At 68.7% G+C, this 26255-nt stretch carries 29 protein-coding genes; 16 read left to right on the forward strand and 13 right to left on the reverse strand.

Features of this window, described 5'->3' with window-relative positions; translation table 11 throughout:
- Window positions 1-92: 92 nt before the first annotated feature.
- Window positions 93-719, reverse strand: coding sequence for an L-threonylcarbamoyladenylate synthase (locus tag FM069_RS05230; RefSeq protein ID WP_143487229.1), 627 nt, complete (start codon window positions 717-719; stop codon window positions 93-95).
- 13 nt (window positions 720-732) lie between these two features.
- Window positions 733-1590, reverse strand: coding sequence for a PHP domain-containing protein (locus tag FM069_RS05235; protein WP_143487230.1), 858 nt, complete (start codon window positions 1588-1590; stop codon window positions 733-735).
- Between the two features lie 136 nt (window positions 1591-1726).
- On the opposite strand from FM069_RS05235, the gene FM069_RS05240 reads away from it, so the two are divergent.
- From FM069_RS05240 to FM069_RS05260, 5 genes are all read left to right on the forward strand, one after another.
- Window positions 1727-2317 (forward strand): septation protein A, encoded by a 591-nt coding sequence (locus tag FM069_RS05240; RefSeq protein ID WP_143487231.1) that lies wholly within the window; start codon window positions 1727-1729, stop codon window positions 2315-2317.
- Window positions 2318-2326: 9 nt separating this feature from the next.
- Window positions 2327-2626 carry a YciI family protein gene (locus FM069_RS05245; RefSeq protein WP_143487232.1) on the forward strand — a complete coding sequence of 100 codons (300 nt, stop codon included), beginning with the start codon at window positions 2327-2329 and terminating at the stop codon, window positions 2624-2626.
- A 61-nt stretch (window positions 2627-2687) separates the two neighbouring features.
- Window positions 2688-3365: a response regulator transcription factor gene (locus tag FM069_RS05250; RefSeq protein ID WP_143487233.1), complete on the forward strand. Its 678-nt coding sequence runs from the start codon at window positions 2688-2690 to the stop codon at window positions 3363-3365.
- Between the two features lie 103 nt (window positions 3366-3468).
- Complete coding sequence (locus FM069_RS05255) at window positions 3469-3894, forward strand: LTXXQ domain protein (RefSeq protein WP_143487234.1); 426 nt, start codon at window positions 3469-3471, stop codon at window positions 3892-3894.
- Window positions 3895-3970: 76 nt separating this feature from the next.
- Window positions 3971-5323: a sensor histidine kinase gene (locus FM069_RS05260; RefSeq protein ID WP_143487235.1), complete on the forward strand. Its 1353-nt coding sequence runs from the start codon at window positions 3971-3973 to the stop codon at window positions 5321-5323.
- A gap of 3 nt (window positions 5324-5326) precedes the next feature.
- Here the strand turns inward: FM069_RS05260 and FM069_RS05265 are convergent, their stop codons facing one another.
- Window positions 5327-5884, reverse strand: a complete 558-nt coding sequence (locus FM069_RS05265; protein ID WP_143487236.1) for a nitroreductase family protein — start codon at window positions 5882-5884, stop codon at window positions 5327-5329.
- A 133-nt stretch (window positions 5885-6017) separates the two neighbouring features.
- Here FM069_RS05265 and FM069_RS05270 point away from each other — a divergent pair, with 133 nt between their 5' ends.
- Complete coding sequence (locus tag FM069_RS05270) at window positions 6018-7472, forward strand: TrkH family potassium uptake protein (RefSeq protein ID WP_143487237.1); 1455 nt, start codon at window positions 6018-6020, stop codon at window positions 7470-7472.
- 6 nt (window positions 7473-7478) lie between these two features.
- Here FM069_RS05270 and FM069_RS05275 read toward each other — a convergent pair whose 3' ends face one another.
- On the reverse strand, window positions 7479-8480 hold the full coding sequence (locus tag FM069_RS05275) for an AraC family transcriptional regulator (protein ID WP_143487238.1): 1002 nt from the start codon (window positions 8478-8480) through the stop codon (window positions 7479-7481).
- A 161-nt stretch (window positions 8481-8641) separates the two neighbouring features.
- Here FM069_RS05275 and FM069_RS05280 point away from each other — a divergent pair, with 161 nt between their 5' ends.
- The 5 genes from FM069_RS05280 to FM069_RS05300 all read left to right on the forward strand — a co-directional run bounded on the left by FM069_RS05280 (window position 8642) and on the right by FM069_RS05300 (window position 12660).
- Complete coding sequence (locus FM069_RS05280) at window positions 8642-8959, forward strand: Mpo1-like protein (RefSeq protein WP_143487239.1); 318 nt, start codon at window positions 8642-8644, stop codon at window positions 8957-8959.
- Between the two features lie 152 nt (window positions 8960-9111).
- Window positions 9112-10500 (forward strand): adenylate/guanylate cyclase domain-containing protein, encoded by a 1389-nt coding sequence (locus FM069_RS05285; protein WP_143487240.1) that lies wholly within the window; start codon window positions 9112-9114, stop codon window positions 10498-10500.
- Between the two features lie 129 nt (window positions 10501-10629).
- Window positions 10630-11370 (forward strand): AraC family transcriptional regulator, encoded by a 741-nt coding sequence (locus FM069_RS05290; protein WP_143487241.1) that lies wholly within the window; start codon window positions 10630-10632, stop codon window positions 11368-11370.
- A 79-nt stretch (window positions 11371-11449) separates the two neighbouring features.
- Complete coding sequence (locus FM069_RS05295) at window positions 11450-11788, forward strand: tRNA-binding protein (protein WP_143487242.1); 339 nt, start codon at window positions 11450-11452, stop codon at window positions 11786-11788.
- Window positions 11785-12660 (forward strand): DMT family transporter, encoded by an 876-nt coding sequence (locus tag FM069_RS05300; protein WP_143487243.1) that lies wholly within the window; start codon window positions 11785-11787, stop codon window positions 12658-12660. The genes FM069_RS05295 and FM069_RS05300 overlap by 4 nt, the downstream gene beginning before the upstream one ends.
- Window positions 12661-12693: 33 nt before the next feature.
- Here FM069_RS05300 and FM069_RS05305 read toward each other — a convergent pair whose 3' ends face one another.
- Window positions 12694-13200, reverse strand: a complete 507-nt coding sequence (locus FM069_RS05305) for a hypothetical protein (protein WP_143487244.1) — start codon at window positions 13198-13200, stop codon at window positions 12694-12696.
- A 337-nt stretch (window positions 13201-13537) separates the two neighbouring features.
- The gene (locus FM069_RS05310) at window positions 13538-13822 is read right to left on the reverse strand and encodes a SelT/SelW/SelH family protein (RefSeq protein ID WP_143487245.1); all 285 of its coding nucleotides are present in this window, start codon (window positions 13820-13822) and stop codon (window positions 13538-13540) included.
- Between the two features lie 72 nt (window positions 13823-13894).
- On the opposite strand from FM069_RS05310, the gene FM069_RS05315 reads away from it, so the two are divergent.
- Window positions 13895-16102 carry a patatin-like phospholipase family protein gene (locus FM069_RS05315; RefSeq protein WP_143487246.1) on the forward strand — a complete coding sequence of 736 codons (2208 nt, stop codon included), beginning with the start codon at window positions 13895-13897 and terminating at the stop codon, window positions 16100-16102.
- Between the two features lie 11 nt (window positions 16103-16113).
- Here the strand turns inward: FM069_RS05315 and FM069_RS05320 are convergent, their stop codons facing one another.
- Window positions 16114-16488 (reverse strand): hypothetical protein, encoded by a 375-nt coding sequence (locus FM069_RS05320; RefSeq protein ID WP_143487247.1) that lies wholly within the window; start codon window positions 16486-16488, stop codon window positions 16114-16116.
- 361 nt (window positions 16489-16849) lie between these two features.
- On the opposite strand from FM069_RS05320, the gene FM069_RS05325 reads away from it, so the two are divergent.
- Window positions 16850-18151: an alpha/beta fold hydrolase family protein gene (locus FM069_RS05325; protein ID WP_143487248.1), complete on the forward strand. Its 1302-nt coding sequence runs from the start codon at window positions 16850-16852 to the stop codon at window positions 18149-18151.
- Window positions 18144-18911, forward strand: a complete 768-nt coding sequence (locus FM069_RS05330) for an MlaA family lipoprotein (RefSeq protein ID WP_143487249.1) — start codon at window positions 18144-18146, stop codon at window positions 18909-18911. Before FM069_RS05325 ends, FM069_RS05330 begins: the two co-directional genes overlap by 8 nt.
- Before the next feature lie 15 nt (window positions 18912-18926).
- On the opposite strand, the gene FM069_RS05335 is transcribed toward FM069_RS05330, so the two are convergent.
- Window positions 18927-19619 (reverse strand): uracil-DNA glycosylase family protein, encoded by a 693-nt coding sequence (locus FM069_RS05335; protein WP_143487250.1) that lies wholly within the window; start codon window positions 19617-19619, stop codon window positions 18927-18929.
- A gap of 156 nt (window positions 19620-19775) precedes the next feature.
- Between FM069_RS05335 and FM069_RS05340 the strand changes: the two genes are divergently transcribed.
- The gene (locus FM069_RS05340; RefSeq protein ID WP_143487251.1) at window positions 19776-21137 is read left to right on the forward strand and encodes an erythromycin esterase family protein; all 1362 of its coding nucleotides are present in this window, start codon (window positions 19776-19778) and stop codon (window positions 21135-21137) included.
- 14 nt (window positions 21138-21151) lie between these two features.
- On the opposite strand, the gene FM069_RS05345 is transcribed toward FM069_RS05340, so the two are convergent.
- On the reverse strand, window positions 21152-22141 hold the full coding sequence (locus tag FM069_RS05345; protein WP_143487252.1) for an alpha/beta fold hydrolase: 990 nt from the start codon (window positions 22139-22141) through the stop codon (window positions 21152-21154).
- Window positions 22142-22650: 509 nt separating this feature from the next.
- On the opposite strand from FM069_RS05345, the gene metR reads away from it, so the two are divergent.
- Window positions 22651-23571, forward strand: coding sequence for a transcriptional regulator MetR (gene metR, locus FM069_RS05350; RefSeq protein WP_143487253.1), 921 nt, complete (start codon window positions 22651-22653; stop codon window positions 23569-23571).
- A gap of 42 nt (window positions 23572-23613) precedes the next feature.
- Here the strand turns inward: metR and FM069_RS05355 are convergent, their stop codons facing one another.
- From FM069_RS05355 to FM069_RS05370, 4 genes are all read right to left on the reverse strand, one after another.
- Window positions 23614-24594 (reverse strand): SDR family oxidoreductase, encoded by a 981-nt coding sequence (locus FM069_RS05355; RefSeq protein ID WP_143487254.1) that lies wholly within the window; start codon window positions 24592-24594, stop codon window positions 23614-23616.
- A 179-nt stretch (window positions 24595-24773) separates the two neighbouring features.
- Complete coding sequence (gene ykgO, locus FM069_RS05360; RefSeq protein ID WP_143487255.1) at window positions 24774-24929, reverse strand: type B 50S ribosomal protein L36; 156 nt, start codon at window positions 24927-24929, stop codon at window positions 24774-24776.
- Window positions 24926-25186 carry a type B 50S ribosomal protein L31 gene (locus FM069_RS05365; RefSeq protein WP_143487256.1) on the reverse strand — a complete coding sequence of 87 codons (261 nt, stop codon included), beginning with the start codon at window positions 25184-25186 and terminating at the stop codon, window positions 24926-24928. Before FM069_RS05365 ends, ykgO begins: the two co-directional genes overlap by 4 nt.
- 121 nt (window positions 25187-25307) lie before the next feature.
- The gene (locus FM069_RS05370) at window positions 25308-26132 is read right to left on the reverse strand and encodes an aldo/keto reductase (RefSeq protein WP_143487257.1); all 825 of its coding nucleotides are present in this window, start codon (window positions 26130-26132) and stop codon (window positions 25308-25310) included.
- Window positions 26133-26255: the final 123 nt, after the last annotated feature.

Genomic DNA, 26255 nt, shown 5'->3' on the forward strand with positions numbered 1-26255 from the left:
GGTCCATCGGCAGCTGGGTGACCGCCTGGCCGTAGACCAGGGCGAAGGGCAGTTCCTGCTGCTCGGGGATGCGGACGTCCTCGGCCACGCTGTCAGCCCGCCAGGAACGGCGTCGGGTCGCCGCAGCCCACCCGCACCACCTGGGGGTCGCCCTCGGCCAGGTTGATCACGGTGGACGCCTCGAGGCCGCCGTGGCCGCCGTCGATGATCAGGTCCACCTGGTGCTCCAGGGCCTGGCGCATGTCGTAGGGATCGCTCATGGGCAGGGTCTCGCCAGGCAGGATCAGCGTGGCGCTCATCAGTGGCTCGCCCAGTTCCGCCAGCAGCGCCTGGGCGATGGCATGGCCGGGCACCCGCAGGCCGATGGTGCGGCGCTTGGGGTGCAGCAGCATGCGCGGCACTTCCCGGGTGGCGTCGAGGATGAAAGTGTAGGGGCCGGGTGTATGGGCCTTGAGCAGGCGGAACGCACCGGTGCCCACCTTGGCGAAGATGCCCAGTTGGGACAGGTCGCAGCACACCAGGGTGAAATTGTGCTTGTCATCCAGCCGGCGCAGGCGGCGGATGCGTTCCACCGCGGATTTCTCGCCGATCCGGCAGCCCACGGCGTAGGACGAGTCGGTGGGATAGACGATGACGCCCCCGGCCCGGATGATCTCCACCGCCTGGCGGATCAGCCGCGGCTGGGGGTTTTCCGGGTGGAGCTGGAAGAACTGGCTCATGGGACCCTCCCGTTCAGGCGGACACGTGTTCATCGGCGAAGCGTGCCCACAACGGCGGCAGATCGTCGGGCAGCGGGCGGTACATGCCAAGTTCGGACCAGTCGCCCGGTGCGTGGAAATCGCTGCCGGCGCTGGCCATCAGGCCGAACTCCCGGGCAAGGATGGCAAGACCGCCGACCTGTTCGGCCGGCTGCAGGCCGTTGACCACCTCCAGGGCATGGCCACCGGCAGCGAGGAAATCGGTGACCAGGCGCCGGCGCTTGCTACGGGTGAACGCGTAGTGCCAGGGATGCGCCAGGCTGACCCAGGCGCGGGCCTCCACCAGGGTCCTCACCGCGTCGTGCAGCTCGGGCCAGTGCTGCTTGACGTCGCCCAGCTTGCCGGAGCCCAGCCACTTGCGGAACGCCTCGGCGCGATCGACGGCATAGCCGGCCCGCACCAGGTACTCGGCGAAGTGGGGCCGCGCCGGGGCGTTGTGGCCGCCGCCCAGTTCCTGCTGCACCGCCCGTGCGCCGTCGAAGGCGCCGGGCATGCCCTTGGCGGCCAGGCGCCGGTCGATTTCCTCGGCCCGCTCCCAGCGACCGCGGTGCAGCGCATCCAGGGCCTCATGCAGAGACGGCGCGGCCGGATCGAAGGCGTAGCCCAGCACGTGGATGGTGGCACCGCCCCAAGTGCAGGACAGCTCGACCCCGTCGATCAGCCGCACCCCCAGCTCGCGGGCGCTGGCGCGGGCCTCGTCGAGGCCGTCCAGGGTGTCGTGGTCGGTCAGCGCCAGCACCTCGACGCCCCGCTCACGGGCGCGCGCCACCAGCGCCGCGGGCATCAGGGCGCCATCGGAGGCGGTGCTGTGACAGTGCAGGTCGACGTGCATGGATCGCGCTTCTCTTCCTCGCCCCAGGACCGGGCGAACGGGGCATCATACCTTGTTGAAACTCGGCGCCGATCGGCGTTCCCCGCGCAAGCGGGTTTGTTATTATGCCGGCTACATCCCGCCCGCGGCCGCTACAGTGAAACAACTCATCGATTTCATCCCGCTGATCCTGTTCTTCATCGTCTACAAACTGGAGCCCCGCACCGTCGAACTGGCGGGTCATGCCTTCACTCTGGGCGGCATATTCAGCGCCACCGCGGTGCTGATCGCCGCCTCGGTGGTAGTCTACGGCACCATCCTGCTGCTGCAGCGGCGCCTGGAGAAAGGCCAGTGGCTGACCCTGGCGGGTTGCCTGCTCTTCGGCGGGATGACCCTGATATTCCACAGCGAAACCTTCCTGAAATGGAAGGCCCCGGTGATCAACTGGCTGTTCGCCCTGGCCTTCGCCGCCAGCCATTTCATCGGCGAGAAGCCGCTCATCGAGCGCATCATGGGCCACGCCGTCACCCTACCGGCCGCCACCTGGGCGCGACTGAACCTGGCCTGGGTGCTGTTCTTCCTGGTCTGCGGCTCGGCCAACCTGTTCGTCGCCTTCACCTTCCCGGCCTTCTGGGTCGACTTCAAGGTCTTCGGCAGCCTCGGCCTCACGGTGCTGTTCCTGCTGGGCCAGGGCGTTTTCCTGGCGCGCCACCTGCACGACGCCGAGCCCGAAAACCGCAACGAGTGAGGATTCCCCATGCTGTACGCGATCATCGCCACCGATGTGCTGGGCTCCCTGGACAAGCGCCTGGCGGCCCGGCCGGCGCACCTGGCGCGCCTCGAACAGCTGAAGAACGAAGGCCGCCTGGTGCTGGCCGGCCCGCATCCCGCGGTGGACAGCAACGAGCCGGGCGACGCGGGCTTCACCGGTAGCCTGGTGATCGCCGAGTTCGAGTCCCTCGACGCGGCCACCGCCTGGGCCGACGCCGACCCGTACCGCGATGCCGGGGTCTACGGAACCGTGTTGGTCAAGCCGTTCAAGAAAGTGTTGCCCTGAGGGCCGGACGCCCTCGTCGTTCACCGGCTCCGGACGGAGCCCCCTGTCGTCAGAGGACGTCATGAGCGAATTACTGTTGATCGACGACGACCAAGAGCTGTGCGAGCTGCTCGGCACCTGGCTGACCCAGGAAGGGTTCGACGTACGCGCCTGCCATGACGGCCAGGCGGCCCGGCAGGCGCTGGCGGACATGACACCCGCCGCGGTGGTGCTGGATGTGATGCTGCCGGATGGCAGCGGCCTGGAATTGCTCAAGCAATTGCGGGGCGATCATCCCGACCTGCCGGTGGTGATGCTGTCCGCCCGCGGTGAGCCGCTGGACCGCATCCTCGGCCTGGAACTGGGGGCCGACGACTACCTGGCCAAGCCCTGCGACCCGCGGGAACTGACCGCACGCCTGCGCGCCGTGCTGCGCCGCACCCAGCCGGTGGCGCCCTCTAGCCAGTTGGAACTGGGCGACCTCTGCTACAGCCCCCTGCGCGGCGTGGCCGTAGTGGCCAACCAGGAAATCGCCCTGACGGTGTCCGAGGGCCGCCTGCTGGAAGCGCTGCTGACCCATCCCGGCGAGCCGGTGGAAAAGCAGGAGCTGGCGCAACTGGCCCTGGGCCGCAAGCTGACCCTCTACGACCGCAGCCTGGACATGCACGTGAGCAACCTGCGCAAGAAGCTGGGCAGCCACGCCGACGGCCGTCCGCGCATCGTCGCGCTGCGCAGCCGCGGCTACTACTACGCCCCCTGAGACGCCCCTTTACCCTGCCTTTACCCTCGCCTGACCGCGCTTGACCGAAGCGTCCCTAGACTGGGCTCATCCGGCAACCGGCCGGGATCGACGAGGATGAATCATGAAGAAGACCCTTTCTGCCCTGTTGTTCGCGGTCGCCTTGCCCGGCCTGGCGCTGGCAGGCCCCAATCATGGTCCCATGGGCGGCCCGCCCGGCCGTGACTTCGGTGGGATGCAGATCCTCGGCGACCTGGACCTGAACCGTGATCAACGCCGCGAAGTCGGTATCCTGATGGCCGAGCAGATGAAGAGCCGCCGGGAGATCACCGAACGCTACCTCGACAAGCTGCCCGCCGCGGACCGGCAGGCGATGGAAAACGAGATCAAGGCCAGCAAGGACAAGACCGACGCGGCCATCCAGGCGAAGCTGACTCCCGAACAGCAGAAGCGCTTCGCCGAGAATCAGAAACGCCAGGCCGATCGACGCGAGGAATGGAAGGAATTCCAGGCCTGGAAAGCCCAGAAAGTGAGTCAGCTCGATCGCTGATATCGCCACCGTAACGTCGTCGCGACCCCGCCGGGCTGAATCCCCAGCGGGGTCGTCGCATGTGAGAGGAAATGCCGTGCGCTCATTGTTCTGGCGGGTCTTCGCCAGTTTCTGGCTGGCCATCGCCCTGGTGGCGGGCCTGTCGCTGCTCCTGGGCCATGCGGCGAACCAAGACTCCTGGATCATCGCCCGGCACCCCGCCATCGCCGACCTGGCGACCACCTGGGCCCGGATCTATGAAGCCGGCGACTACCGAGGCGCCCAGGAACAGCTGGAGAGGCGCAAACGCCTCTATCACCTGGACGTACAGATCCTCGACATCAACTATGCCCCATTGATGCGGCAAACCTTCGGCAGCGTGCCGGGCTTCTTCAGGGACCGGGGTGACCGCCCGCCACCCTGGCGACGCCTCACCGAGGAATACACCAGTCCCAGTGGCAACACCTATCTGTTCATCTATCGCCTGCCCTACCCGGAACTGGATGCCTGGCGCCGCAGCAGCCTGCTCTGGCCCATGAGCGCCTTAGTCATCGCCCTGGTGGTGCTCACCCTGTTCAGCCTGCTGCTTACTCTATCCATCACCCGCCCGCTGAATCGCCTGCGCAGTGCAGTGCACGACCTGGGCCACACCGTGTACCAGCAGGAAAGCCTGGCGCGGCTGGCTCGCCGGGGCGACGAGCTGGGGGTGCTGGCGAAAGACTTCAACCGCATGGGCCAGCGTCTGCAAGGGCTGATCGGCAGCCAGCGGCAGCTGCTGCGGGACGTTTCCCACGAATTGCGCTCGCCCCTGGCCCGCCTGCGCATCGCCCTGGCCCTGGTGGAACGGGCCGGCGCCGAGGAACGGGAGCGCCTGTGGCCGCGCCTGACCCAGGAATGCGACCGCCTGGAAGCCTTGATCAGCGAGATCCTCGCCCTGGCCCGCCTCGATGCCGAGCCGGGCACCTCGCACCGGATCGAGCTGCTGCCGCTGCTGAACAAATTGCGGGAAGACGCTCGCCTCAGCCACCCGGAACAGACCATCGCCGTCGACATCGAGCCTGGTGCCAGCGTGTTCGGCTGGCCGGACATGCTGGAGCGGGCGGTGGACAACCTGCTGCGCAACGCCGCGCGCTTCAATCCGCCGGGCCAGCCCATCGAGGTGCAGGCCCGAAGTGAGGACCAGCGCCTGCGGCTGAGCGTGCGCGACCACGGTCCCGGGGTCGCGGAAGAGCACCTGGAGCACCTGGGCGAACCGTTCTTCCGGGCTCCCGGGCAGAATGCCAGCGGCCATGGCCTCGGCCTGGCCATCGCACGACGCGCGGTGGAACGCCATGGCGGCAGCCTGTCCCTGGCCAACCATGCGGAGGGCGGCTTCGTCGCTACTCTGGACCTTCCCCTGGCACCCAGCCTGGTGGAATCCGCCGCCACCGGCACCGGCTGGCGGCGCTGAGGCTCAGCCCCAGGCGGACACGAAATCCTCGGGAGCCAGGGCGGGCGGTGTGCGGAAGGCACCCTCCACCTGGCCGAGGTAGATGAACCCGATGATCCGCTCGTCATCGGCCAGGCCCAGGCCAGCCGCCACGTGGCGGTCGTAGGAAAAATCACCGGTGCGCCAGATGGCCCCCAGGCCTTGGGCGAAGGCGGCCTGGATCAGGCCGTGGGCAGCGCAGCCCGCCGCCAGCAACTGCTCGTCCCGAGGCACCTTCGGGTGATCCTGCAGGCGCGCGACCACCACTACCAGCAACGGCGCCCGCAACGGCATGGCCAGGGCCTTGTCGAGAGCCTCGGGGCGCGGCTCCGTCTGCTTCGCCTGCAGGGTCTCGGCGAACAGGGTACCCAGGCGCTGCCGCGCCTCGCCCTCGACGGTGAGGAAGCGCCAGGGGCGCAGCTGGCCATGGTCGGGCGCGCGCAACGCCGCACGGAACAGCACGTCGCGCTGGGCCGCGGTCGGCGCCGGGTCACTCAGGCGGGCGGTGGATACACGGTTGAGCAAGGCATCGAGGGCTTCCATCGACTCTCTCCGAAAACGAACGAGCCGGCATTCTAGCCGCTCCGGGGCGGGAGCGCCGATGGCCGGGCCGCGGTTTACAGCCGGGGCGCCACGGGTAGAATGGCGCCCTTCGTCCGTCCAGACCGGATTACCCATGGCCTTGCCGACCCTGCGCATCATCGGCTTCATCATCGGCATCTTCCTCATCACCCTGGCCATCAGCATGCTCGTGCCCATGCTGACCCTGCTGGTCTACGACCGCAGCGACGACCTGCATTCCTTCCTCGCCGCCAGCCTGATCACCCTGGTCACCGGCCTCGCCCTGGTGCTGCCCGGGCGCCCCGCCCACGTGCACCTGCGGCCGCGGGACATGTATTTCCTCACCACCGTGAGCTGGATGGCGGTCTGCTGCTTCGCCGCCCTGCCGCTGCTGCTGATCCAACACATCAGCTACACCGACGCCTTCTTCGAGAGCATGTCCGGGGTGACCGCCACCGGCGCCACCGTGCTCAGCGGCCTGGACGGCATGTCGCCGGGCATCCTCATCTGGCGCTCGCTGCTGCACTGGCTGGGGGGCATCGGCTTCATCGGCATGGCGGTGGCGATCCTGCCGCTGCTGCGGGTCGGCGGCATGCGCCTGTTCCAGACCGAATCCTCCGACTGGTCGGAAAAGGTCATGCCCCGCTCCCACATGGTCGCCAAGTACATCCTGGCGATCTACGTCAGCATCACCCTGCTGGGCAGCCTGGGGTTCTGGGGCGCCGGCATGAGTGCGTTCGATGCGGTGAACCACGCCATGTCGGCGATTTCTACTGGCGGCTTCTCCACCTCCGACCTGTCCCTGGCCAAGTGGCCGCAGCCGGCGGTGCACTGGGTCGCGGTGGTCATGATGATTCTCGGCAGCCTGCCCTTCACCCTCTACGTGGCAACCCTGCGCGGGCACCGCCTGGCCTTGTGGAGGGACCAGCAGGTCCGGGGCCTGCTGGGCCTTCTGCTGGTCACCTGGCTCGGCTTCGGCACCTGGTACTGGCTGCACGCCGACCTGCCCTGGGCGGACGCGATCCGCATCGTCGCGGTGAACGTCACCTCGGTGGTCACCACCACCGGCTTCGCCCTGGGTGACTACACCCTCTGGGGCAGCTTCTCGATCATGCTGTTCTTCTACCTGGGCTTCATCGGCGGCTGCTCCGGGTCCACCGCCGGCGGCCTGAAGATCTTTCGCTTCCAGGTGGCCTGGGTGCTGCTGCGGGCCAACATGCAGCAACTGGTGCACCCCCGGGCGGTGATCAAGCAGCAGTACAACGGCCACCCCCTGGACGACGAGATCGTCCGCTCGATCATCACCTTCTCGTTCTTCTTCACCATCACCATCGCGGTCATCGCCCTGGGCCTGACCCTCACCGGCCTGGACTGGATCACCGCCCTCACCGGCGCCGCCAGCACGGTGTGCGGCGTGGGCCCGGGCATGGGCCACATCATCGGGCCGGCGGGCAACTTCGCCAGCCTGCCGGACGCGGCCAAGTGGATGCTTTCGGTGGGCATGCTGCTGGGCCGGCTGGAGATCATCACCGTGCTGGTGGTGCTGACCCCGGCGTTCTGGCGCCACTGACGCGGCTCACCCGCGGGCGCGGTACTCGCCCGGGGTGACGCCGAACCAGCGGCGGAACGCGCGGAAGAAATTGCTCGGGTCGGCGAACCCCAGCAGGTAGGCGACCTCCAGCAGGGTCAGCTCCGGTTGCGCCAGATACTGCTCGGCCAGTTCGCGGCGGGTATCGTCCAGCAACTGCTGGAAGCCGGTGCCCTCCTCCTGCAGACGCCGCTGCAAAGTCCGCTGGGACAGGTGCAGCGCATTCGCCACGGTTTCGCGGCGAGGCTCGCCCTGGGGCAGCAGCCGGCACAGCACCTGGCGCGTCTGGTGAGTGACCCGGCTGCCGACGAAGCGCGCCAGGTAGTCCCCGGCGAAGCGGTCGTGCAGGTGCGCCAGGGCAGCGTTGGCGGTGGGCAACGGCCGCTCCATGTCGGCCCGGGACAGCACCAGGGCATAGTCGTCGGCCGCGAACGTGGGCGCGATGCCGAATACCTGTAGATAGGGCGTGAGGTCCGCCGGCGGCTCGCCCCGCAGGCGCACCGCTTGCGGGGCGATGTCCCGTCCGGTGAGCCAGCGGCAGAACGCCAGGGCGGCGGCCAGGGAGGCTTCGGCGCTCTGCCGGGCGGGCGGCAGGCGGTCGCCGTGGATCGTCAGGCTCAGGGTGTAGCCGTCCAGGCCAGGGTGGAAGCGCAGGTCCGCGCCTTCGGCGATGATTCGCTGGTAGCGCACCAGGCGGGCGAACCCCTCGCTGAGGGTCCGGCTGGACATCAGCGCGTAGCCCACCACGTGGAAGGAGGCCGGGCGGGCCACCTTGGCCATGTTCAGGCCGATGGCCGGGTCGCCCGAGAGGGCCACCGCGCGGGTCCACAGCCGGGTCATGGCGTCCTGGGGGAACCGCGCATCGGGGTCCTGCAGGGCGGCGTAGTCGAGGCCCAGTTCGTGGAACAGTGGCCGGCAGTCGACGCCGCCCGCTTCCAGCGCCTGGACGATGCCCTGGGCCCAGCTCGACGACGTGGTACGTTCGCTCATGGCGTCTTCTTGTTCTGAGGGTTCCGGCGGGAACCCGGGCTGCCGGCAAGGATACTAGACTGGCACTCATTGTCACTGCTGGTCCGCCGGCGACTGCCTAGACTGCGAAAAACAAGAACAGCCGCACCCGCCCGGGCGCGGCGACCCGCAGGAGGTGCCCCGTGAGCCAGCCGACCGCCGAGCGCTACACCCGCTTCGCCGACTTCTACCCCTACTACCTGGAAGAACACAGCCACCCGGTGTGCCGCCGCCTGCACTACGCCGGCAGCCTGCTGGTGCTGGGAATCCTCGCCTATGCCCTGGTCAGCGGCCAGTGGCTGTGGCTGCTGGCCATGCCGGTGGCCGGCTACGGCTTCGCCTGGGTCGGCCACTTCGTATTCGAGAAGAACCGCCCGGCTACCTTCCAGTATCCGCTGTACAGCCTGCTGGGCGACTGGGTGATGCTCAAGGACGCCTTCACCGGCCGGATTCGCTTCTGACGCACCCGACGGCGCCCGCCGGCCGCCGGACGGCAGTCCTTGGCGGGCGCCGCCACGCTTGGTTATGATCCCACACCCCGCCAGGGTTTTGGCTCGGGTCTTGCAACGTCGCGCGTTTCCGGCGTCCATTCAGCAGGGATCGTTTACCGTCCATGAAGTCAGTCGTTTCAGAGCGTCCCAGCAGCCTGCCCATGCCGCTGCTGCGCGAATATTACTCGCGGGTCCTGGCCTATATCGCCACCGCCGCCACCATCGCGGCCGGCACCTACGTCCAGCACTTCTCCTACGACCTGCTCTGGATGGTCCCCTACTCCCTGCTCTACCCGCACCTGGCGCATCACCTGAGCCTGCGTTTCAAGCGCGACCATGCCCGCCAGACCCACCTGGTGCTGCTGTTCATCGATGCCGTCAACGCCGGCGGTGGCGCCGTCCTGATGGGCTTCTCGGTGGTACCCGCCCTGATGTTCCTGCTGGTGCTGGCGTTCAGCGCACTGATCATCGGTGGCTTGCGCTACCTGGGCATGGCCCTGCTGGTGGCGGCCAGCGCCCTGGTGCTCACCAGTGTCATCTTCCGCCCCGAATTGAACGCCGCCACGCCGGTCCTGGTGTCCCTGGTGAGCGCCCTGTTCACCACCCTGTACATCTGCATCACCGCCTATTTCGTGCACCAGCAGGGGCTGCGCCTGGCCCAGGCCCGCGGCGAGATCACCCGGGAGCAGGAAAAGGCCGCGCGGCTCGCCCGCAACCTGGCCAAATACCTGTCGCCCCAGGTCTGGGAGACCATCTTCAGCGGCAAGAAGAGCGTGCGCCTGGAGACCCAGCGCAAGAAACTCACGGTGTTCTTCTCCGACATCAAGGGCTTCACCGAGATGAGCGAGGAGCTGGAGGCCGAGGCCCTCACCGACCTGCTCAACACCTACCTTAACGAAATGTCGAAGATCGCCCTCAAGTACGGCGGCACCATCGACAAGTTCGTCGGCGACAGCGTGATGGTGTTCTTCGGCGACCCCACGTCCCAGGGCGCCAAGAAGGACGCGGTGCTGGCGGTGTCCATGGCCATCGCCATGCGCAAGCACATGAAGGTGCTGCGCCAGCAGTGGCGTTCCCAGGGCATCACCAAGCCCCTGGAGATCCGCATGGGCCTGAACACCGGCTACTGCACGGTGGGCAACTTCGGCGCCGACACGCGCATGGACTACACCATCATCGGTCGCGAAGTGAACCTCGCCAGTCGCCTGGAAAGCGCGGCCGAGGCGGGCGAGATCCTGATCTCCCACGAGACCTATTCCATGGTGAAGGACGTGATCATGTGCCGCGACAAGGGGCAGATCACCGTCAAGGGCTTCACCCGGCCGGTGCAGATCTACCAGGTGGTGGACTTCCGCCGCGACCTGGGCGCCACCTCCAGCTACGTGGAGCACGAACTGCCGGGCTTCTCCATGTACCTGGACACCAACGGCATCCAGAACTACGACAAGGAACGGGTGATCCAGGCCCTGCAGACCGCCGCCGAGAAACTGCGCGACAAGGTCATTCTGTAACCCATCCCGTCACCTTTCCCCACACGGAGAGGCTCCCGCAGCCGTCGCACCGTTTTTCGCCCACTGGATGGTCGCCGCACGCTGGCCTGGGCTTGCTAGACTGCGGCGACTTCCCGCGAGCGATGCCCGATGTCCGCGATCCTCAGCCTGCGCCAGTACGACCATGACGTGCTGGTCCACAGCCATCCCCATCCGCAACTGGTGTTCGGGCTCTCCGGCTGCCTGGAGTTCGAAGTGGCCGGCCAGGGCGCCCAAGTCTGGCGGCAGACCCTGGCGGTGGTGCCCAGCACCTTTTCCCATGCCTGCGCGAGCCCGGGCGGCAGCCGCTGCCTGGTGGTGGACGTGCCCGACGAAGCCTGGCTGCGGGACGCCCTCGGCCCCCACGCGGACGCCGCTCGACGGGTGCTGGAGCGGCCCGGCGCCCTGAGCCTGGACGCCTTCCAGAGCCAGCTGGTGGCATGGCTGGCCGCCAGCCCGGTCCAGGACCCGGTGATCGCCCGCCAGGGGACCGCACTGCTGTTGACCAGCCTGGTGGCGCAGCCGGAAGTGGAACGCGCCTGCCTGCCGCTGGCCCGGCTGGACGCCCATATCGACGCCCACGCCGCCCACCCGCTGCAGGTGGCCGACCTGGCGCGGCTCTGCGGCCTGTCCAGCGCCCGCTTCCACGCCCGCTTCCTCGCCGAGACCGGGCGCACGCCCATGGACTACGTGCGCCAGCGGCGCCTGCGGCTCGGCCTGCACCTGCTGCGCACCAGCGCGGCGCCGGTGGGCGAGGTCGCTGCCCGGGTCGGCTATCACTCCCAGAGCGCCTTCACCGCCGCGCTGGTGAAGGCCTTCGGCCGCACACCCCGGCAACTGCGCCGCGAGTGACGCGACGATTGCCGCGAGTCCGCCGACAGACGCGCGCGCCACGGCGCGGCACACTGGCGGCCTGATCCTCGGAGGTGCCATGAACCCTGATATCGAGTGGGACGATTTCCTGCGGGTCGAGCTGCGCGTCGGCACGGTGCTCAGCGCGCGACCCAACGAAAAAGCCATGAAGCCGGCCTACGTGCTGGAGATCGACCTGGGGACGCGCGGCGTAAAGATCTCCAGTGCACAACTGACCGCCCACTACACCGCCACCGAATTGGTAGGGCGCCAAGTGCTCTGTGTCTGCAACTTCCCGCCGAAGCGCATCGCCGGCGTGCGCTCGGAGGTGCTGGTCACCGGCGTCCACGATGCCGAGGGCAAGGTGGTGCTGGCCGGCTTCGACCGTCCGCTGCCCAACGGAGCGCGCCTGGCATGAACACCCGTCGCGCGTTACTGGGGCTGCACCTGGGCGCCCTCGCCTTCGGCCTCAGCGGCATCTTCGGCAAGCTGGCCCTGGCCGCCCCGCTGGCCATCGTCCTGGGGCGCGCGCTGTTCGCGGTGCTGGCGTTGATCCCCTTCTGCCGGCGCCGGGCGGGCCAGGTGCCCCTCGACCGCCATCGCCTGTGGCGGCTCGCCGGCAGCGGCCTGTTGCTGGGCGCCCACTGGCTGACGTTCTTCCACGCGGTGAAGATCTCCGGCGTGGCCATCGCCACCTTGGGCTTCGCCAGCTTCCCGGCGTTCACCGTGCTGCTGGAAGGGCTGCTGTTCCGTGAGCGCATTCACGGCCGGGAGTGGTCCCTGGTGGCCCTGGTGACCCTGGGCCTGGTGCTGGTGACGCCCCACTTCGACCTCGCCAGCAGCGGCACCGGCGGGCTGCTCTGGGCGGTAACCTCGGGGCTGCTGTTCGCCCTGCTGACCCTGGCCAACCGCGCCACGGTGAAGGGCCTGAACCCGATGCAGGCGGCGCTGTGCCAGAACCTGGCGATCCTCGTCTGCCTGCTGCCGTTCGCCTGGCGCGACCTGCTGCCGTTGCGCCCGCTGGACTGGCTGTGGCTGTTCCTGCTGGGCGCGTTCTGCACGGGTGTCGCCCACAGCCTGTTCGTTTCCGCCCTGCACGTGCTCAATGCCCGTACCGCCGCCCTGGTGTTCGCCCTGGAGCCGGTCTATGGGATCGCCTTCGCCTGGTGGCTGTTCGATGAGAAGCCGGGGCTGCGCATGCTGTTGGGCGGCGCACTGATCATCGCCGCCATCGTCCTGTCCAGCCGCGCCAAGGCCGCGCCCACCGAACAGGCCCTGGCGGCACCGTGAGCATGATGGCCCCGTGACCGGGGCCGTCCATTTTCAGTTGATGCTGTAGCCGCGCCCGGACAGGCAGGCACCCAGGGCGCGCCGATACAGGTCGGAGACCCCGGCCGGGGGCGCAGCCTGGGCCGCAGCCGGGTCGAAGCCGCTCTGGCCCACCGCCCAGGTGTGGCATTCGTAGCGATCCCGGGCCTGCAGCTCGGCGGGCTGCCCGCGAGAGGGGTAGGCGATCACCTCGTAGTTGCCCTGGCTCACCGTCTGCACCGCCGGCGGCGGGCTGACCACCACGTACTGCTGCTGGTTCGCGCTCCACAGGTAATAGGTGCCGGCGGCCAGGAAATACAAAGTGCTGCCGATCCACACTTCCCGGGCGGCCCCGGGCAGGCCATGGCCATACCGCGGGCCGGGTTCGAAGTGCCGCGGCCCCGGGCCGCCGAAGCCCGGGCCTCCCGGCCCACCGGGACCCGGCGGGCCGGCGAACGCCGGCGCGGCGAGAACCAGGGAAAGCAGCCCGGCCACGCCGGCGCGCATCAGGGGGGAAGACATCCGACACCTCCTCGAGAGACACGCAAGCCACCTTGCGCCCACGCATTATCGCCGCCCGCCAGGGGCCTGGCTGTCAGCACCGGGTAAGCGCTGGGTAAAGGACTGCGACAGGGTTGATACAAAGGCGCTACACGCGTCGGTCGGAACGACCGCGTCCGCACGCAGAATGCCAGAGTGACAACACCTCTCGCCGAATGGCCTGGCCCGCGATTGGCGCCGACGGATGACGGGGAAGACCAGCCCTCGCGAGGCGATGCCCTTGTCGCCCGGACTGTCTGCAGCGCCCTGCCTTGCGCAGCGCAGCTACAGCGGTCCGGGCAGTCGGGAAAGAAGCCGGTCAGGACCGGTCGTTATGACCCAGGTCCCGGTCCGGGTCGATGCGGTCGCGGACACGCTGCTTGAGGACCTTGGCCTCGGGGAAACCGCCGTCGGCCTTGCGCTCCCAGATCTGCTCGCCGTCGCAGGTGATGCGGAAAACGCCGCCACGCCCGGGCTCCAGGGTCACCCGCCCGAGGTCGTCGGCAAAGGTGCTGAGCAGTTCCTGGGCCAGCCAGGCGGCCCGCAGCAGCCACTGGCACTGGGTGCAGTAGGTGATGACGATCTCGGCGCGGACGTCGGGCATGGGCGGCGGCTCGTGAGGGCGGGAGGCTTATAATAGCCGGCTTTCCGTTTACACCCGCGTCCCGAGGTGCCCATGCGCCGCCTGTTGTCCCGCCTGCTTCCCGGCCTGCTGCTCTGCCTTCTGCTGCCCGCCCTGCCCGTCCAGTCCGCCGACGACCCGCGCCCACGCGTCGGCCTGGTACTGTCCGGCGGCGCTGCCCGGGGCCTGGCCCACGTCGGCGTGCTCAAGGCCTTGGAGGAACAGGGCATCCGCATCGACGCCATCGCCGGTACCAGCATGGGCGCGGTGGTGGGCGGCCTGTATGCCTCCGGCTACCGGGTCGAGGAACTGGAGAAACTGGCCCTGACCCTGGACTGGCAGCAGGTGCTGTCGGATTCGCCGCCGCGTTCCGACGTGCCATTCCGCCGCAAGCAGGATGACCGCGACTTTCTGGTCCGGCAGCAGTTGAGTTTCCGCGACGACGGCAGCCTCGGCCTGCCCATCGGGGTGATCCAGGGGCAGAACCTGGCGCTGACCCTGGAACGCCTGCTGGTGCACACCAGCAACACCCGCGACTTCGACCGGCTGGCCATCCCCTTCCGCGCGGTGGCCACGGACATCGCCAATGGCGAGAAGGTGGTGTTCGACCACGGCCACCTGCCCCAGGCGATCCGCGCCAGCATGTCGATCCCGGCGGTGTTCGCCCCGGTGGAGATGGACGGGCGGCTGCTGGTGGACGGCGGCATGGCGGACAACATTCCGGTGGACGTGGCGCGGGCCATGGGCGTCGACCGGGTCATCGTGGTGGATATCGGCACCGCGCTGCGACCTCGCAAGGAACTGCTCACGGTGGTGGACGTGATGAACCAGTCCATCACCCTGATGACCCGTCGCAATTCCGAGGAACAGCTGGCCACCCTGGACGCGCAGGACATCCTGATCCAGCCGCCCCTGGCGGGGTTCGCGGGCACCGACTTCGGCCGGGTGCGCGAGGCCATCGACGCCGGCTACCGGGCCACCCGCGCCCTGCGGGGGCGCCTGGCGGACCTGCGGCCGGCAGGCACCGAAGACGCCGAGCTGAGCGCCGCCCGTGCGCCGGGGCATCGCACCCCGGTGATCCACCGGATTCGCGTGGAGAACGACTCGAAAGTGGCCGACGACGTGATCCGCCGCTATATCCGCCAGCCCCTCGGGGAACGGCTGGACCTGGAGCGCCTGCAGAAGGACATGGGCACGCTCTACGGCCTGGACTACTTCGAGCGCGTGGAATACCGGGTGGCCCACGAGCGGGACGGCAACGCCCTGGTGATCGATGCCCGCGGCAAGCGCGCCGGCACCGATTTCCTGCGCCTGGGGCTTAACCTCTCCGACGACATGCGCGGCGACAGCGCCTTCAATCTGGGCGCCAGCTACCGGGTCAACGGCATCAACCGCCTGGGCGCCGAGTGGCTGACACGGGTGCAGCTGGGCGACCACCAGGAACTGTACAGCGAGTTCTACCAGCCCCTGGACGCCGGCTCGCGCTACTTCGTCGCGCCCTACCTGGTGGGCGAGGCGCGCAACGTGGAGCGCCTGGAGGACAACGACCCCATCGCCGAATACCGCCTGGAACGCTATGGCTACGGATTCAACCTGGGCCGCCAGATCGCCAACAACGGCGAGATCCGCTTCGGCATCGGCCAGGCCTGGGGCGAGGCCAACGTGCGGGTGGGAGAGCGGGATTTGCCCAGTTTCAGCTTCAGCGAGGGCTACTACGAACTGAAATATTCCTTCGACACCCTGGACAACGTCGACTACCCCCACGAAGGCGAGGACATCGGCCTGACCCTGCGCCAGTACGACAAGCGCCTGGGGTCCGACGAGCGCTACCGGCAGTGGCAGCTGAAGCTGGACAAGGCGTTCAGCCACGGCCCCGACACCTTCATGCTGGGTGGCCGCTACGGGCGGACCCTGGACGACGCCGAGGTGGTGTCGTCCAGCTTCCTGCTGGGCGGCGCGCGACAGTTGTCCGGCTTCCGCCAGGACGCGCTATCGGGACAGAACGTCAGCTTCGGCCGGCTGGTCTATTACCGGCGGCTGACCGAGCGCGCCTTCCTGCCCCTGGATTTCCCGGTGTACCTGGGGGGCAGTCTGGAACGGGGACGGGTATGGAACAACGACAATGCCTTCGACAGCGGCTACGTGAACGCCGCCAGCCTGTTCCTGGGCTTCGAGACGCCGCTGGGGCCGCTGAACTTCAGCTATGGCCTCAACGACCAGGAACAGCACGCCTTCTACCTGAACCTCGGCGGCAACTTCTGAAGGGCCGGCGCCTAGAGCGCCGCGTCCAGCGGCCGGCGCACCAGGCGCAGGGCGCCGATCACCACCGCGAACACCGCCAGGCTGGCGCTGTAGAGCACCAGAGCCGGCAGCGCGAAGAGCAACGCCAGCACCGCCAGCAACCAGCCGGGCCGGCCCGGCAGGAAGAACGCCACCAGCGCCGCCAGCAGGCCGGCCAGGGCGATCACCCGGTAATGGATGAGGGTGCCCAGGCTGGAGCGCAGCACGCATTCCCACCGCCCGGCGTCCTCGGCGCAGAGCCCCACCCAGCGCGGGTCCTCCATGAAGGCGTAGCGCAGCCCGTAGCTGGCGCCCAGCCACAGCGACAGGGCCAGGAGCAACAGGATCAGGGGCAGACGGCGGGACATGACGCACTCTCCTAATGGCGAAACGGCGCCCAGCATAATCCCCCGCCCGGCTTATGCAAGGCCGGACCGGCACGCGGCCGGCCTCGTCGTCGGCGAACCCGCCGGCGGGCGCGGTTTTTCCGCTGTGGACGGCTGCACAGCGGCAGCGGCTCCCCGTACACTGTGCGCGGCGTCCGCCTCCGGTCGCGCCCGCCGCGCGCGGTCGCCGGACAGCCGCGCCAAGCACCCGATTCGGACCATCACGTCGCCGGCGCCCGGACGCGCCGGCTGCCGGCCGCCCCCCGTGGCCGGCGCTGTACCCACGGAGGCCAGGATGGCGCCCCGTCGCACTCACCACGGTCACTACCCCAGGGAAACCGCCATGCTCCGCCTTCGCTGCCTCGCCGCCGTGCTCCTCGGCGGCCTGCTCTACGGTGCGTCCGCACTCGCTGACGACATCGACAAAGCCACCTATGGCTTCCCCCTGACCAACCCGTTCGAGGCGACCATCGCCACCACACCGCCGGACCTGCGCCCGGCGCTGCCCACGGACGAGGACATCGACCAGAGCGACTACACCCTGCGGCTGCGGCCGGAGCGGGAATTCATCCTGCCGGACAACTTCTGGCCGGTGAAACAGCTGCGCTACCGCCTGGCCCAGCAGGACCACCCGGCACCGCTGATCTTCATCATCGCCGGCACCGGCGCGCCCTACTCCAGCAGCCTCGCGGAATACCTGAAGAAGCTGTTCTACGGAGCCGGTTACCACGTGGTGCAGCTGTCCTCCCCCACCAGCTACGACTTCATGGCCGCGGCCTCGCGCCACGCCACCCCGGGCATCTCCACCGAGGACGCGGACGACCTCTACCGGGTCATGCAGGCGGTGCGTGCCCAGCATCCCAAGCTGCCGATCACCGACTTCTACCTCACCGGCTACAGCCTGGGCGCACTGGACGCGGCGTTCGTCAGCAAGCTGGACGAGACCCGCCGCAGCTTCAACTTCAAGCGCGTGCTGCTGCTCAACCCGCCGGTCAACCTCTACACCTCGGTGACCAACCTGGATCGCCTGGTGCAGACCCAGGTGAAAGGCATCGACAACACCACCACCTTCTACGACATGGTGCTGGGCAAGCTGACCCGCTACTTCCAGCAGAAAGGCTACATCGACCTCAACGACGCCCTGCTCTTCGACTTCCAGTCGTCCCGGCAGCGCCTGTCCGACGAGCAGATGGCGATGCTGATCGGCACCTCCTTCCGCTTCTCCGCCGCCGACATCACCTTCACCTCAGACCTGATCAACCGCCGCGGCCTGATCATCCCGCCCGCCTACCCGGTCAGCGAGGGCACCAGCCTGACGCCGTTCTTCCGCCGGGCCCTGCAGTGCGACTTCGACTGCTACATGAGCGAGCAACTGATCCCCCACTGGCGCAAGGTCTCCAAGGGCGGCAGCCTCACCCAACTGGTGGACCAGGTCAGCCTCTACGCCCTGGAGGACTACCTCCGCAGCAGCCGCAAGATCGCCGTCATGCACAACGCCGACGACGTCATCCTCGGCCCCGGCGACCTGGGTTTCCTGCGCCGCACCCTGGGCCCGCGGCTGATCGTCTACCCCTACGGCGGCCATTGCGGCAACCTCAATTACCGCGTCAACAGCGACGCCATGCTGGAGTTCTTCCGTGGCTAAGAAACTGCTCTTGCTCGCCTCGCTGCTGCTCAGCGGCGCGGCCCTCGCCGACCAGCCCGTCGAGGACGACGGCTTCACCCAGCCGCTGAAGGACCTGAAGTTCAACGCGGGCCTGGACCAGCGCGAGTTCGAGCGCTCCACCTGGCAGGCGCTGAACGTCTACGACCCGCTGGAATCGTGGAACCGCCGGGTCTACCACTTCAACTACCGGGTGGACGAGTGGGTCCTGCTGCCGGTGGTGAACGGCTACCGCTACGTCACCCCGAGCTTCGTGCGCACCGGGGTCAGCAACTTCTTCAGCAACCTGGGGGACGTGCCCAACCTGCTCAACAGCCTGTTGCAGCTCAAGGGCAAGCGCGCCCTGCAGACCACCGGGCGCCTGCTGGTGAACACCACCGTGGGCATCGCCGGCCTGTGGGACCCGGCGACCCATTGGGGCATGCCCAAACAGAGCGAGGACTTCGGCCAGACCCTGGGCTTCTACGGCGTGCCCGCCGGCCCCTACCTGATGCTGCCGCTGCTGGGGCCGTCCAACGTGCGGGACACCAGCGGCCTGGTGGTGGACTTCGGCGCCGAAGGGCAGATCAACTACCTGAACATGAGCGAGCTGAGCAGCGAGCACCCGGAGATCACCGTGCTCCGTGGCATCGACAAGCGCTACACCACCAACCTGCGCTACGGCCAGCTCAACTCGCCGTTCGAATACGAGAAAATCCGCTACGTCTACACCGAGGCGCGCAAGCTGCAGATCGCCGAGTGAGGCCGCCGGTCGGCGTTACGCCTTGGGTGTTTCGCCGGCCTCCACGCCCAGGGCCTCCAGGCGCGCCCGCAGCAGCTCGGGGAAGCGCTTGAACCAGGTCTGGTTGAGGGGCGACGGGTGCGGCAATGGGTGCAGGCGGAACGTCCGCGCGTCCCCGCCACTGCGCAGTTCCACGTCGATGGACGCGCTGAAGCGATCCTCCCGGACCCAGAACGCCTCCAACGCCTCGCGGGTCTCCCGGGGCTGCTCCAGGCCGAACCAGAGGAAGGCTTCGCGGCCCAGGGTGATCACCTCGTGGCCGTCCCACTGCTCGATCAGCAGGCGGCTCACCAGGGGCTGGAAGCGCCGCTTCACCGCCATGGACCAGGCCTTGTTGCCCACCGGCTTGTAGGGCACGGTGTTGATCCAGAAGAACAGCCGCCCCAGGGTCCGCAGGGCCTCGACGTCGGGCGCCGGCTCGCCGTGCAGGTGTTGGTAAAGGACCTTGCGCACGATCTTGCCGCCGGAGCCGATGAACGGCTCGCCGTGATGCACCTCCTCCCGCCCCGGGTCGCGCCCGAAGAAACCGATCCGCACGTGGCGCTCGCCGGCGCCGACGATGGGCTCCAGCGGGTCCTTGCCAAACTGCCGGTAGACCTCGACGTCGATGCCGTCGGTGTGGGCCGCCAGGGCGCGGAACTGCTCACGGAATGCCTTGCTCAGGGCCATGCGGGTCCTCCTCAGAATGTCCTTTCCATCTCGACCGTGCTAGCCGGCGGGGGTGCCAACGGCGTGCCCATGCGCCGGTCAGCGCCGGGGAACATCGCCGTACCCAGCGGGTCGGGATGAGCAAGGGCCCTGTCCGGCCGCCGAGAGGAGAGCATCATGACCCTGCCTGCCAAGGAGCTCCTGCAACGCTTCCGCCGTCGCCGCACCGATGACCACGAAGACCACCTGCCGGAGCTGCTGCGCCGCTATGCCGAGCCCCTGCCGGCCCTGGACGATCCGGCGTTCGGCGCACTGTTCGACCGCTACGGCGACGCCCGGGTGGTGTTGATCGGCGAAGCCAGCCACGGCAGCGCCGAGTTCTACCGGACCCGCGCGGCCGTCACCCAGCGATTGATCGAGCGCCACGGCTTCAACCTGGTGGCGGTAGAGGCGGACTGGCCAGACGCCGGGCAGATCGACCGCTACGTGCGCGACCTGGGCCCCTCACCCTGGTACGGGCAGGCGTTCACCCGCTTCCCCACCTGGATGTGGCGCAACACCGAGGTGAAGACTTTCACCCGCTGGCTGCAGGCCCACAACCGGCCGCTGATGCCGGCCCAGCGCGTGGAATTCCGCGGCCTGGACATCTACAGCCTGCGCAACTCCATGACCGAGGTGCTGCGCTACCTGGACCAGGCCGACCCCGACGCCGCGCACCAGGCGCGCCAGCGCTACGCCTGCCTCACCCCCTGGCAGGACGACCCGGCGCTCTATGGGCACTTTGTCGAGCGGGTCGGCGAGCCGTCTTGCGAACAGGCGGTGGTGGACCAGCTGCAGCATCTGCTGGGGGACCGCCTGGCGCATCTCGTCGAGGACGAGGAGGCGTTCTTCAACGCCACCCAGAACGCCCGGGTGGTGCGGGCCGCCGAGCAGTACTACCGGGCCATCTACCGGGGCACCACGGCCTCCTGGAACCTGCGCGACCGGCACATGTTCGAGACCCTGCAGGCGCTGATGGCGCACCGCGGGCCCCAGGCGAAGGCGGTGGTCTGGGCCCACAACTCCCACATCGGCAACGCCGCCGCCACCGCCATGGGCTGGGAGGGCGAGTTCACCCTCGGCCAGTTGTGCCGCACCGCCTGGGGCCGGGATGCCGTGCTGATCGGCATGGGCACCGACCGGGGCGGGGTGGCGGCGGCCGACGACTGGGACGGCACCCTGGAGGTGAAGACGGTGCGCCCGTCCGACCCGGACAGCTGGGAGCACCGCTTCCTGCAGGCTGGGGTGCCCGCGTCCCTCACCGACTGGCGCGCCGCCGACCGCGAAGACCTGCGCGACGCCCTGTCGGAGGTCCTGCTGGAGCGGGCCATCGGGGTCATCTACCGGCCACAGACGGAGCGGGTCAGCCATTACTTCGAAGCGGTGCTGGCCGAGCAGTTCGACGCCTACCTGTGGCTGGAAGAGACCCACGCGGTGGAGCCCCTGGCGACCCTCGCCTCCCCCAGCCACGAGGAAGACACCTTCCCCTTCGGCCTCTGAATGCGGCCTTCAGGTCACAGCCGGGCCACCTGGTCCGGCTGGCGGTGAGCCGAAAGGTAGGGCAGCACCGCCGCCAGCAGCGGCTCCCTGAACACCTCCTGGAACCGGTGCGCCAGTCCCGGGATCAGCCGTAGCTGGGCGCCCCGTACGTGGGCAGCCACGTGCACCCCGTGCATCACCGGCAACAACGGGTCGGCGGTGCCGTGGACCACAAGGGTCGGCACGCGCAGGCGCTCCAGCAGCGGAACCCGGCTTGGTTCGGCGAGGATCGCCAGCAACTGGCGCTGCACACCCTCCGGGTTGAAGGCGCGGTCGTAGGCCTGGGCCGCCTGTTCCAGCAGCTGCTCACGATCATCCACCACCTTCGGGCTGCCCAAGGCCGCCAGCAGGTCGGCCTGGCGCTCCAGGGCGGTGGCGCGGTCCGGCACCTCCCGGCGGGCCAACAATCCCAGCAAGGCATCGCTGGGCGCCGGCAGCCCCTGAGCGCCGGAACTGGTCATCACCAGGGTCAGGCTGAGGACCCGCTCCGGGGCCCGGTCGGCCAGGTGCTGGGCGATCATTCCGCCCATGCTGGCGCCCAGCACGTGGGCCTGGCGAACGCCCAGGGCGTCCAGCAGGCGCAGGCCGTCGTCGGCCATGTCGGTCAGGGTATAGGGGGCCTGCACCGCCAGACCGAGGCGATAGCGCAGCACCTCGTAGACCAGGTTGGCGGTGGGCGGCCGGTCGCGCCAGGCGGACAGGCCGACGTCACGGTTGTCGTAGCGGATCACCCGGAAGCCCTGCTCGCACAGGCGCGCCACCACGTCGTCCGGCCAGTGGATCAGTTGTCCGCCCAGGCCCATCACCAGCAGCAGCGTCGGGTCACGTGGGTCGCCGATGCTCTGGTAGGCCAGGCGCACGTCGCCCAGGGGCAGGATTTCGGTGGGAACGTGGGTGTCGCAGCGAGACGCGGCGAAACCGAGGGAGCCGCTCAACAAGGCGGCGAGGAACAGGAGCACTCGCATGGCATAACGGGACGGATCGGGAAAAGAGCCGATTCTGCCGAGCCCGGCGGCAATCCCGCTGCCACAGGCGGGTGACCGTTGCATGACAGGCGCCGAACGGTTCGTCGCCTTTCAGGGGGACGAAGACGCCAGGGCGCCCCGTTTTATCCGAAACGACCCGGCGATAGGTGAACCTGCGTGATCCGTCTCTCACCGCAGGCAACCGTGGCAGGGCTTCAGCGAGCCTCTTCACCTGCCTGTAAAGATGGGCGCCCCCGCCCGCACACATCATTCAACCACGCTTCCAAGCGACGTCATTGAATGACCGGCCTGCGGACTTCAAAGAACTTGGACGATCGGAAGCGCCTGGCCAGCCAGTACGCCCGCCTGATGACAGGCCGATCAACTTGAGACAGACTCAACCGCCTGGCAGTTATCTCCAGTTTTCCTCATAGTCATCGCGCTTCGCCGCCTACCGGACAGACCGGTCGTGGCCGCCGTTTCGTCGTCTTTCGCAAGAGGTAGTCCGAATGCTGGAACTGCGCCATCTGAAAACCCTGCACGCCCTGCGCGAGGCCGACAGCCTGGTGGAAGCCGCAGAACGCCTGCACCTGACCCAGTCCGCCCTCTCCCACCAGTTCAAGGAACTGGAGGAGCGCCTGGGCATGTCGCTGTTCATCCGCAAGACCAAGCCGGTACGTTTCACCAGCGCCGGCCTGCGCCTGCTGCAACTGGCGGACAGCCTGCTGCCCCAGTTGCGCAGCGCCGAGCGCGACCTGGCGCGCCTGGCCGGCGGCACCGCCGGGCGCCTGCACATGGCCATCGAATGCCACAGCTGCTTCCAGTGGCTGATGCCTACCATCGACCAGTTCCGCGATGCCTGGCCGGAAGTGGAACTGGACTTGGCCTCGGGCTTCTCTTTCGCGCCGCTGCCCGCCCTCGCCCGGGGCGACCTGGACTTGGTGGTCACCGCCGACCCGCTGGAGCTCAGCGGCATCACCTACGTGCCGCTGTTCACCTACGAGGCGCTGCTGGCGGTGGCCAATCAACACCCCCTGGCAGGCAAGCCCTACGTGCAGCCGGAAGACCTGCGCGACCAGATCCTCATCACCTACCCCATCGAGCGCGATCGCCTGGACATCTTCGCCCGCTTCCTGGAGCCGGCGGACGTAGAGCCGGCCCAGGTGCGCACCTCCGAGCTGACGGTGATGATGATGCAGCTGGTGGCCAGCGGCCGGGGCGTCTGCTGCCTGCCCAACTGGGCGCTCCACGAGTACAGCTCGCGGGGCTACGTCACTGCCAAGCGCCTCGGCGAAAAGGCGCTCTACGCCACCCTCTACGCGGCGATCCGCGCCGACATGCTGGACGCACCGTTCATGCGCGACTTTCTGCTCACGGCCAAGGACACCTCGTTCGCCACCCTGGCCGGGGTCAGCGCCGCCCGGGGCTGATGCGCCGGAACCCGCCGATGCAGAAGCAACCCGTGCGGGCCGTCAGCGGCGGTCGCTCAACCGCCGCGCCGTATACAGGCCCAGCAGCGCCACCGCCGCCAGGGCGCCGACGGTCACCGCGCCGGCGGTGTTGCTGGCGCGGCTGAACCCCCCGTCCACACGGCGCTCGCCGCTGGGCGGACCGAACAGGTTGCCGGAGGAGTGGGCCACCGGCTTGGCCCGGGCGAAGGCACGGTCCAGCACCCAGCGCGACAGGGCCGGGAACCCCGGGGTCAGGAAGTGCTGCACACGCAGCAGGGTGGCCACGCTGCCGACGGTGACCGAGGCCCGCGGCCGGACCGCTAGGGACACGATGGCGTCGGCCACCTTGCGCGGGTCGTACACCGGGGGCGGCGGCTTGATGCTGCGGCCGCTGTAGTTGCCGCCGTCGCGCAGGCCGGGGGTGTCGATGAACGCCGGGTAGACATCGCACACGTGGATGTCGCGCCAGCCGCTGAGTTCGCCCCGCAGGGCCTCGGTGAAGCCGCGCAGGCCGTACTTCGCCGCGGAATAGGCGGCGGCGTAGGGCTGCGCGACCCAACTGCCCAGGGACAGGGTGTTGATCAGGGTGCCATGGCCCTGGCGCTTGAAGATCGGCAGTACCACGTGGGCGCCGCGCAGGTAGCCCAGCAGGTCGGTCTGGATTACCTGTTCGTGGGCGGCCAGCGGGGTCTCTTCGAAGCGCCCCACGGCACCGACCCCGGCATTGTTCACCCAGACGTCGATACGCCCGCCCCCGATGCGCAGGGCGGTCTCGCCCAGCGCCTGCACCGCCTGAGCATCGGTCACGTCGGTGACCACGGCTTCGGCGCCGCCGCCCAGGCGACGGCACTCCTCCACCACCTCGGCCAGCGCGTCTTCGTCTCGCGCCGCCAGCACCACGTAGGCGCCACTCCGGGCGAAGGCCTGGGCCGTGGCCCGGCCGATGCCGCTGGAAGCACCGGTCACCACCACCAGCTTGTCCGTCAGATCGTTATGCGCCATCGGGTCTCTCCTCGTTGGTTGCCGTTGGGCGTGAGAAAGGAGGGACCCCGCTGCGCCGTGGATCATTCCAGCCATCCGGCGGGCGGTGCCTGGCGATTCGCCGAGGGCACGGCGCCCGAGTGGGGCGATCTGGGCCGTAGCCGAACAGCGGTGTCCGGCGCGGTGGTACCCGACAGCGCTTAGCTCTTGTGCTTGCGCTGGGGCTTCGGCCGGCCTTGCACGCACTTGAAGCGCGGTTCGGTCTTGCAGATCACGTACAGCCGCCCGCGACGCTTGACGATCTGGCAATCGCGGTGGCGCAGCTTGGCCTGTTTCAGGGAGGACAGGACCTTCATTGGCCACCCCCGACGAACCCGGCGAAACGCTTGTTGAAGCCCGCCACGCGCCCTTCGCTCTTCGCCTGGCGCTGCTGGCCGGTGTAGATGGGATGCGAGGCGCTGGAGATGTCCAGGGGCACGTAGGGGTAAGTCACGCCGTCGCTGTGGGTGCGGGTCTTGTCGGTGACGGCGCAGGAGCCGATGAGGAAATACACATCGGCCGCCAGGTCGTGGAACAGCACGGGACGGTAATCGGGGTGGATGCCGGGTTTCATCTCAATCTCCAGTCAAATGTTATAAGATAACAATACTGGAACCCGAGTCGGCTTTGCAACTGGCGTTGGGTTTGACCGCCCCTGCGCTGCCTTCAGTGCAAGGGCTTCGCACGCACCCGGATCAGACGATCGCCAGGCGCTGCTTGCGGGTCGGTGGCGGGAAGGCGGCGTCCAGCACCGCCCGGTCCTCGTCGTCCAGACGGATATCGGCGGCTTCGGCGTTCTGCCGCAGGTGTTCCGGGTCGACTGCCTTGGGAATGGCGATCACCCCGTCATCCCGCAGGCACCAGGCCAGGGCGATCTGGGCGGGCGTGGCGCCGCGTCGCTCGGCTACCTGCAGCAGCGCCGGATGGCCCAGCAGCCCGCCGCCCTGCCCCACCGGGCAATAGGCCATCAGCGGCATTCCCCGGCGGCGTTGCCAGGGCAGCAGGTCGAAGTCGACGCCGCGGGCCTCGGGGTTGTACTGCACCTGGTTGGTGGCGCAGGCCAGCCCCTCCAGTTCCTGCAGGTCGTCCACGTCGAAGTTGGAAACGCCCCAGCGGCGGATCTTGCCCTGCTCCCGCAGGCGCTCGAAGGCATCGACAGTCTCCATCAACGGGAAATCGCCCCGCCAGTGCAGCAGGTAGAGGTCGAGGTAGTCGGTACCCAGGCGGTCGAGGCTGGCCTCGCAGGCTCGCGGCAGGCTGTGCCGGCCGGCATGCCAGGGATAGGCCTTGCTCACCAGGAACGCCTGGTCCCGGCGGCCGGCGATGGCCTCGCCCACCACCCGCTCGGCGCCGCCGTCGGCATACATCTCCGCGGTATCGATGAGGCGCATCCCCAGCTCGAGCCCACGCCGCAGCGCAGCCACTTCGTCCTGGCGGCGCGCCGCCGACTCCCCCATGTGCCACGTGCCCTGGCCGATCGCCGGCACTTCGCAGCCGTCCTGCAGACGTACGTCACGCATCGGATTCTCTCCAAACCGGTGGCGGTGGCCCGACGGCCCGCCTCTTCCGTGAAAGACCCGACCCACCGCCAGGAATTCGACGCGCTTCGTCGAGGGCCGGCGGTGGCTGTGACCCAGGTCGCG

The sequence above is a fragment of the Pseudomonas mangiferae genome (assembly GCF_007109405.1).
In the GTDB taxonomy this organism is placed as follows: Bacteria; Pseudomonadota; Gammaproteobacteria; order Pseudomonadales; family Pseudomonadaceae; genus Pseudomonas_T; species Pseudomonas_T mangiferae.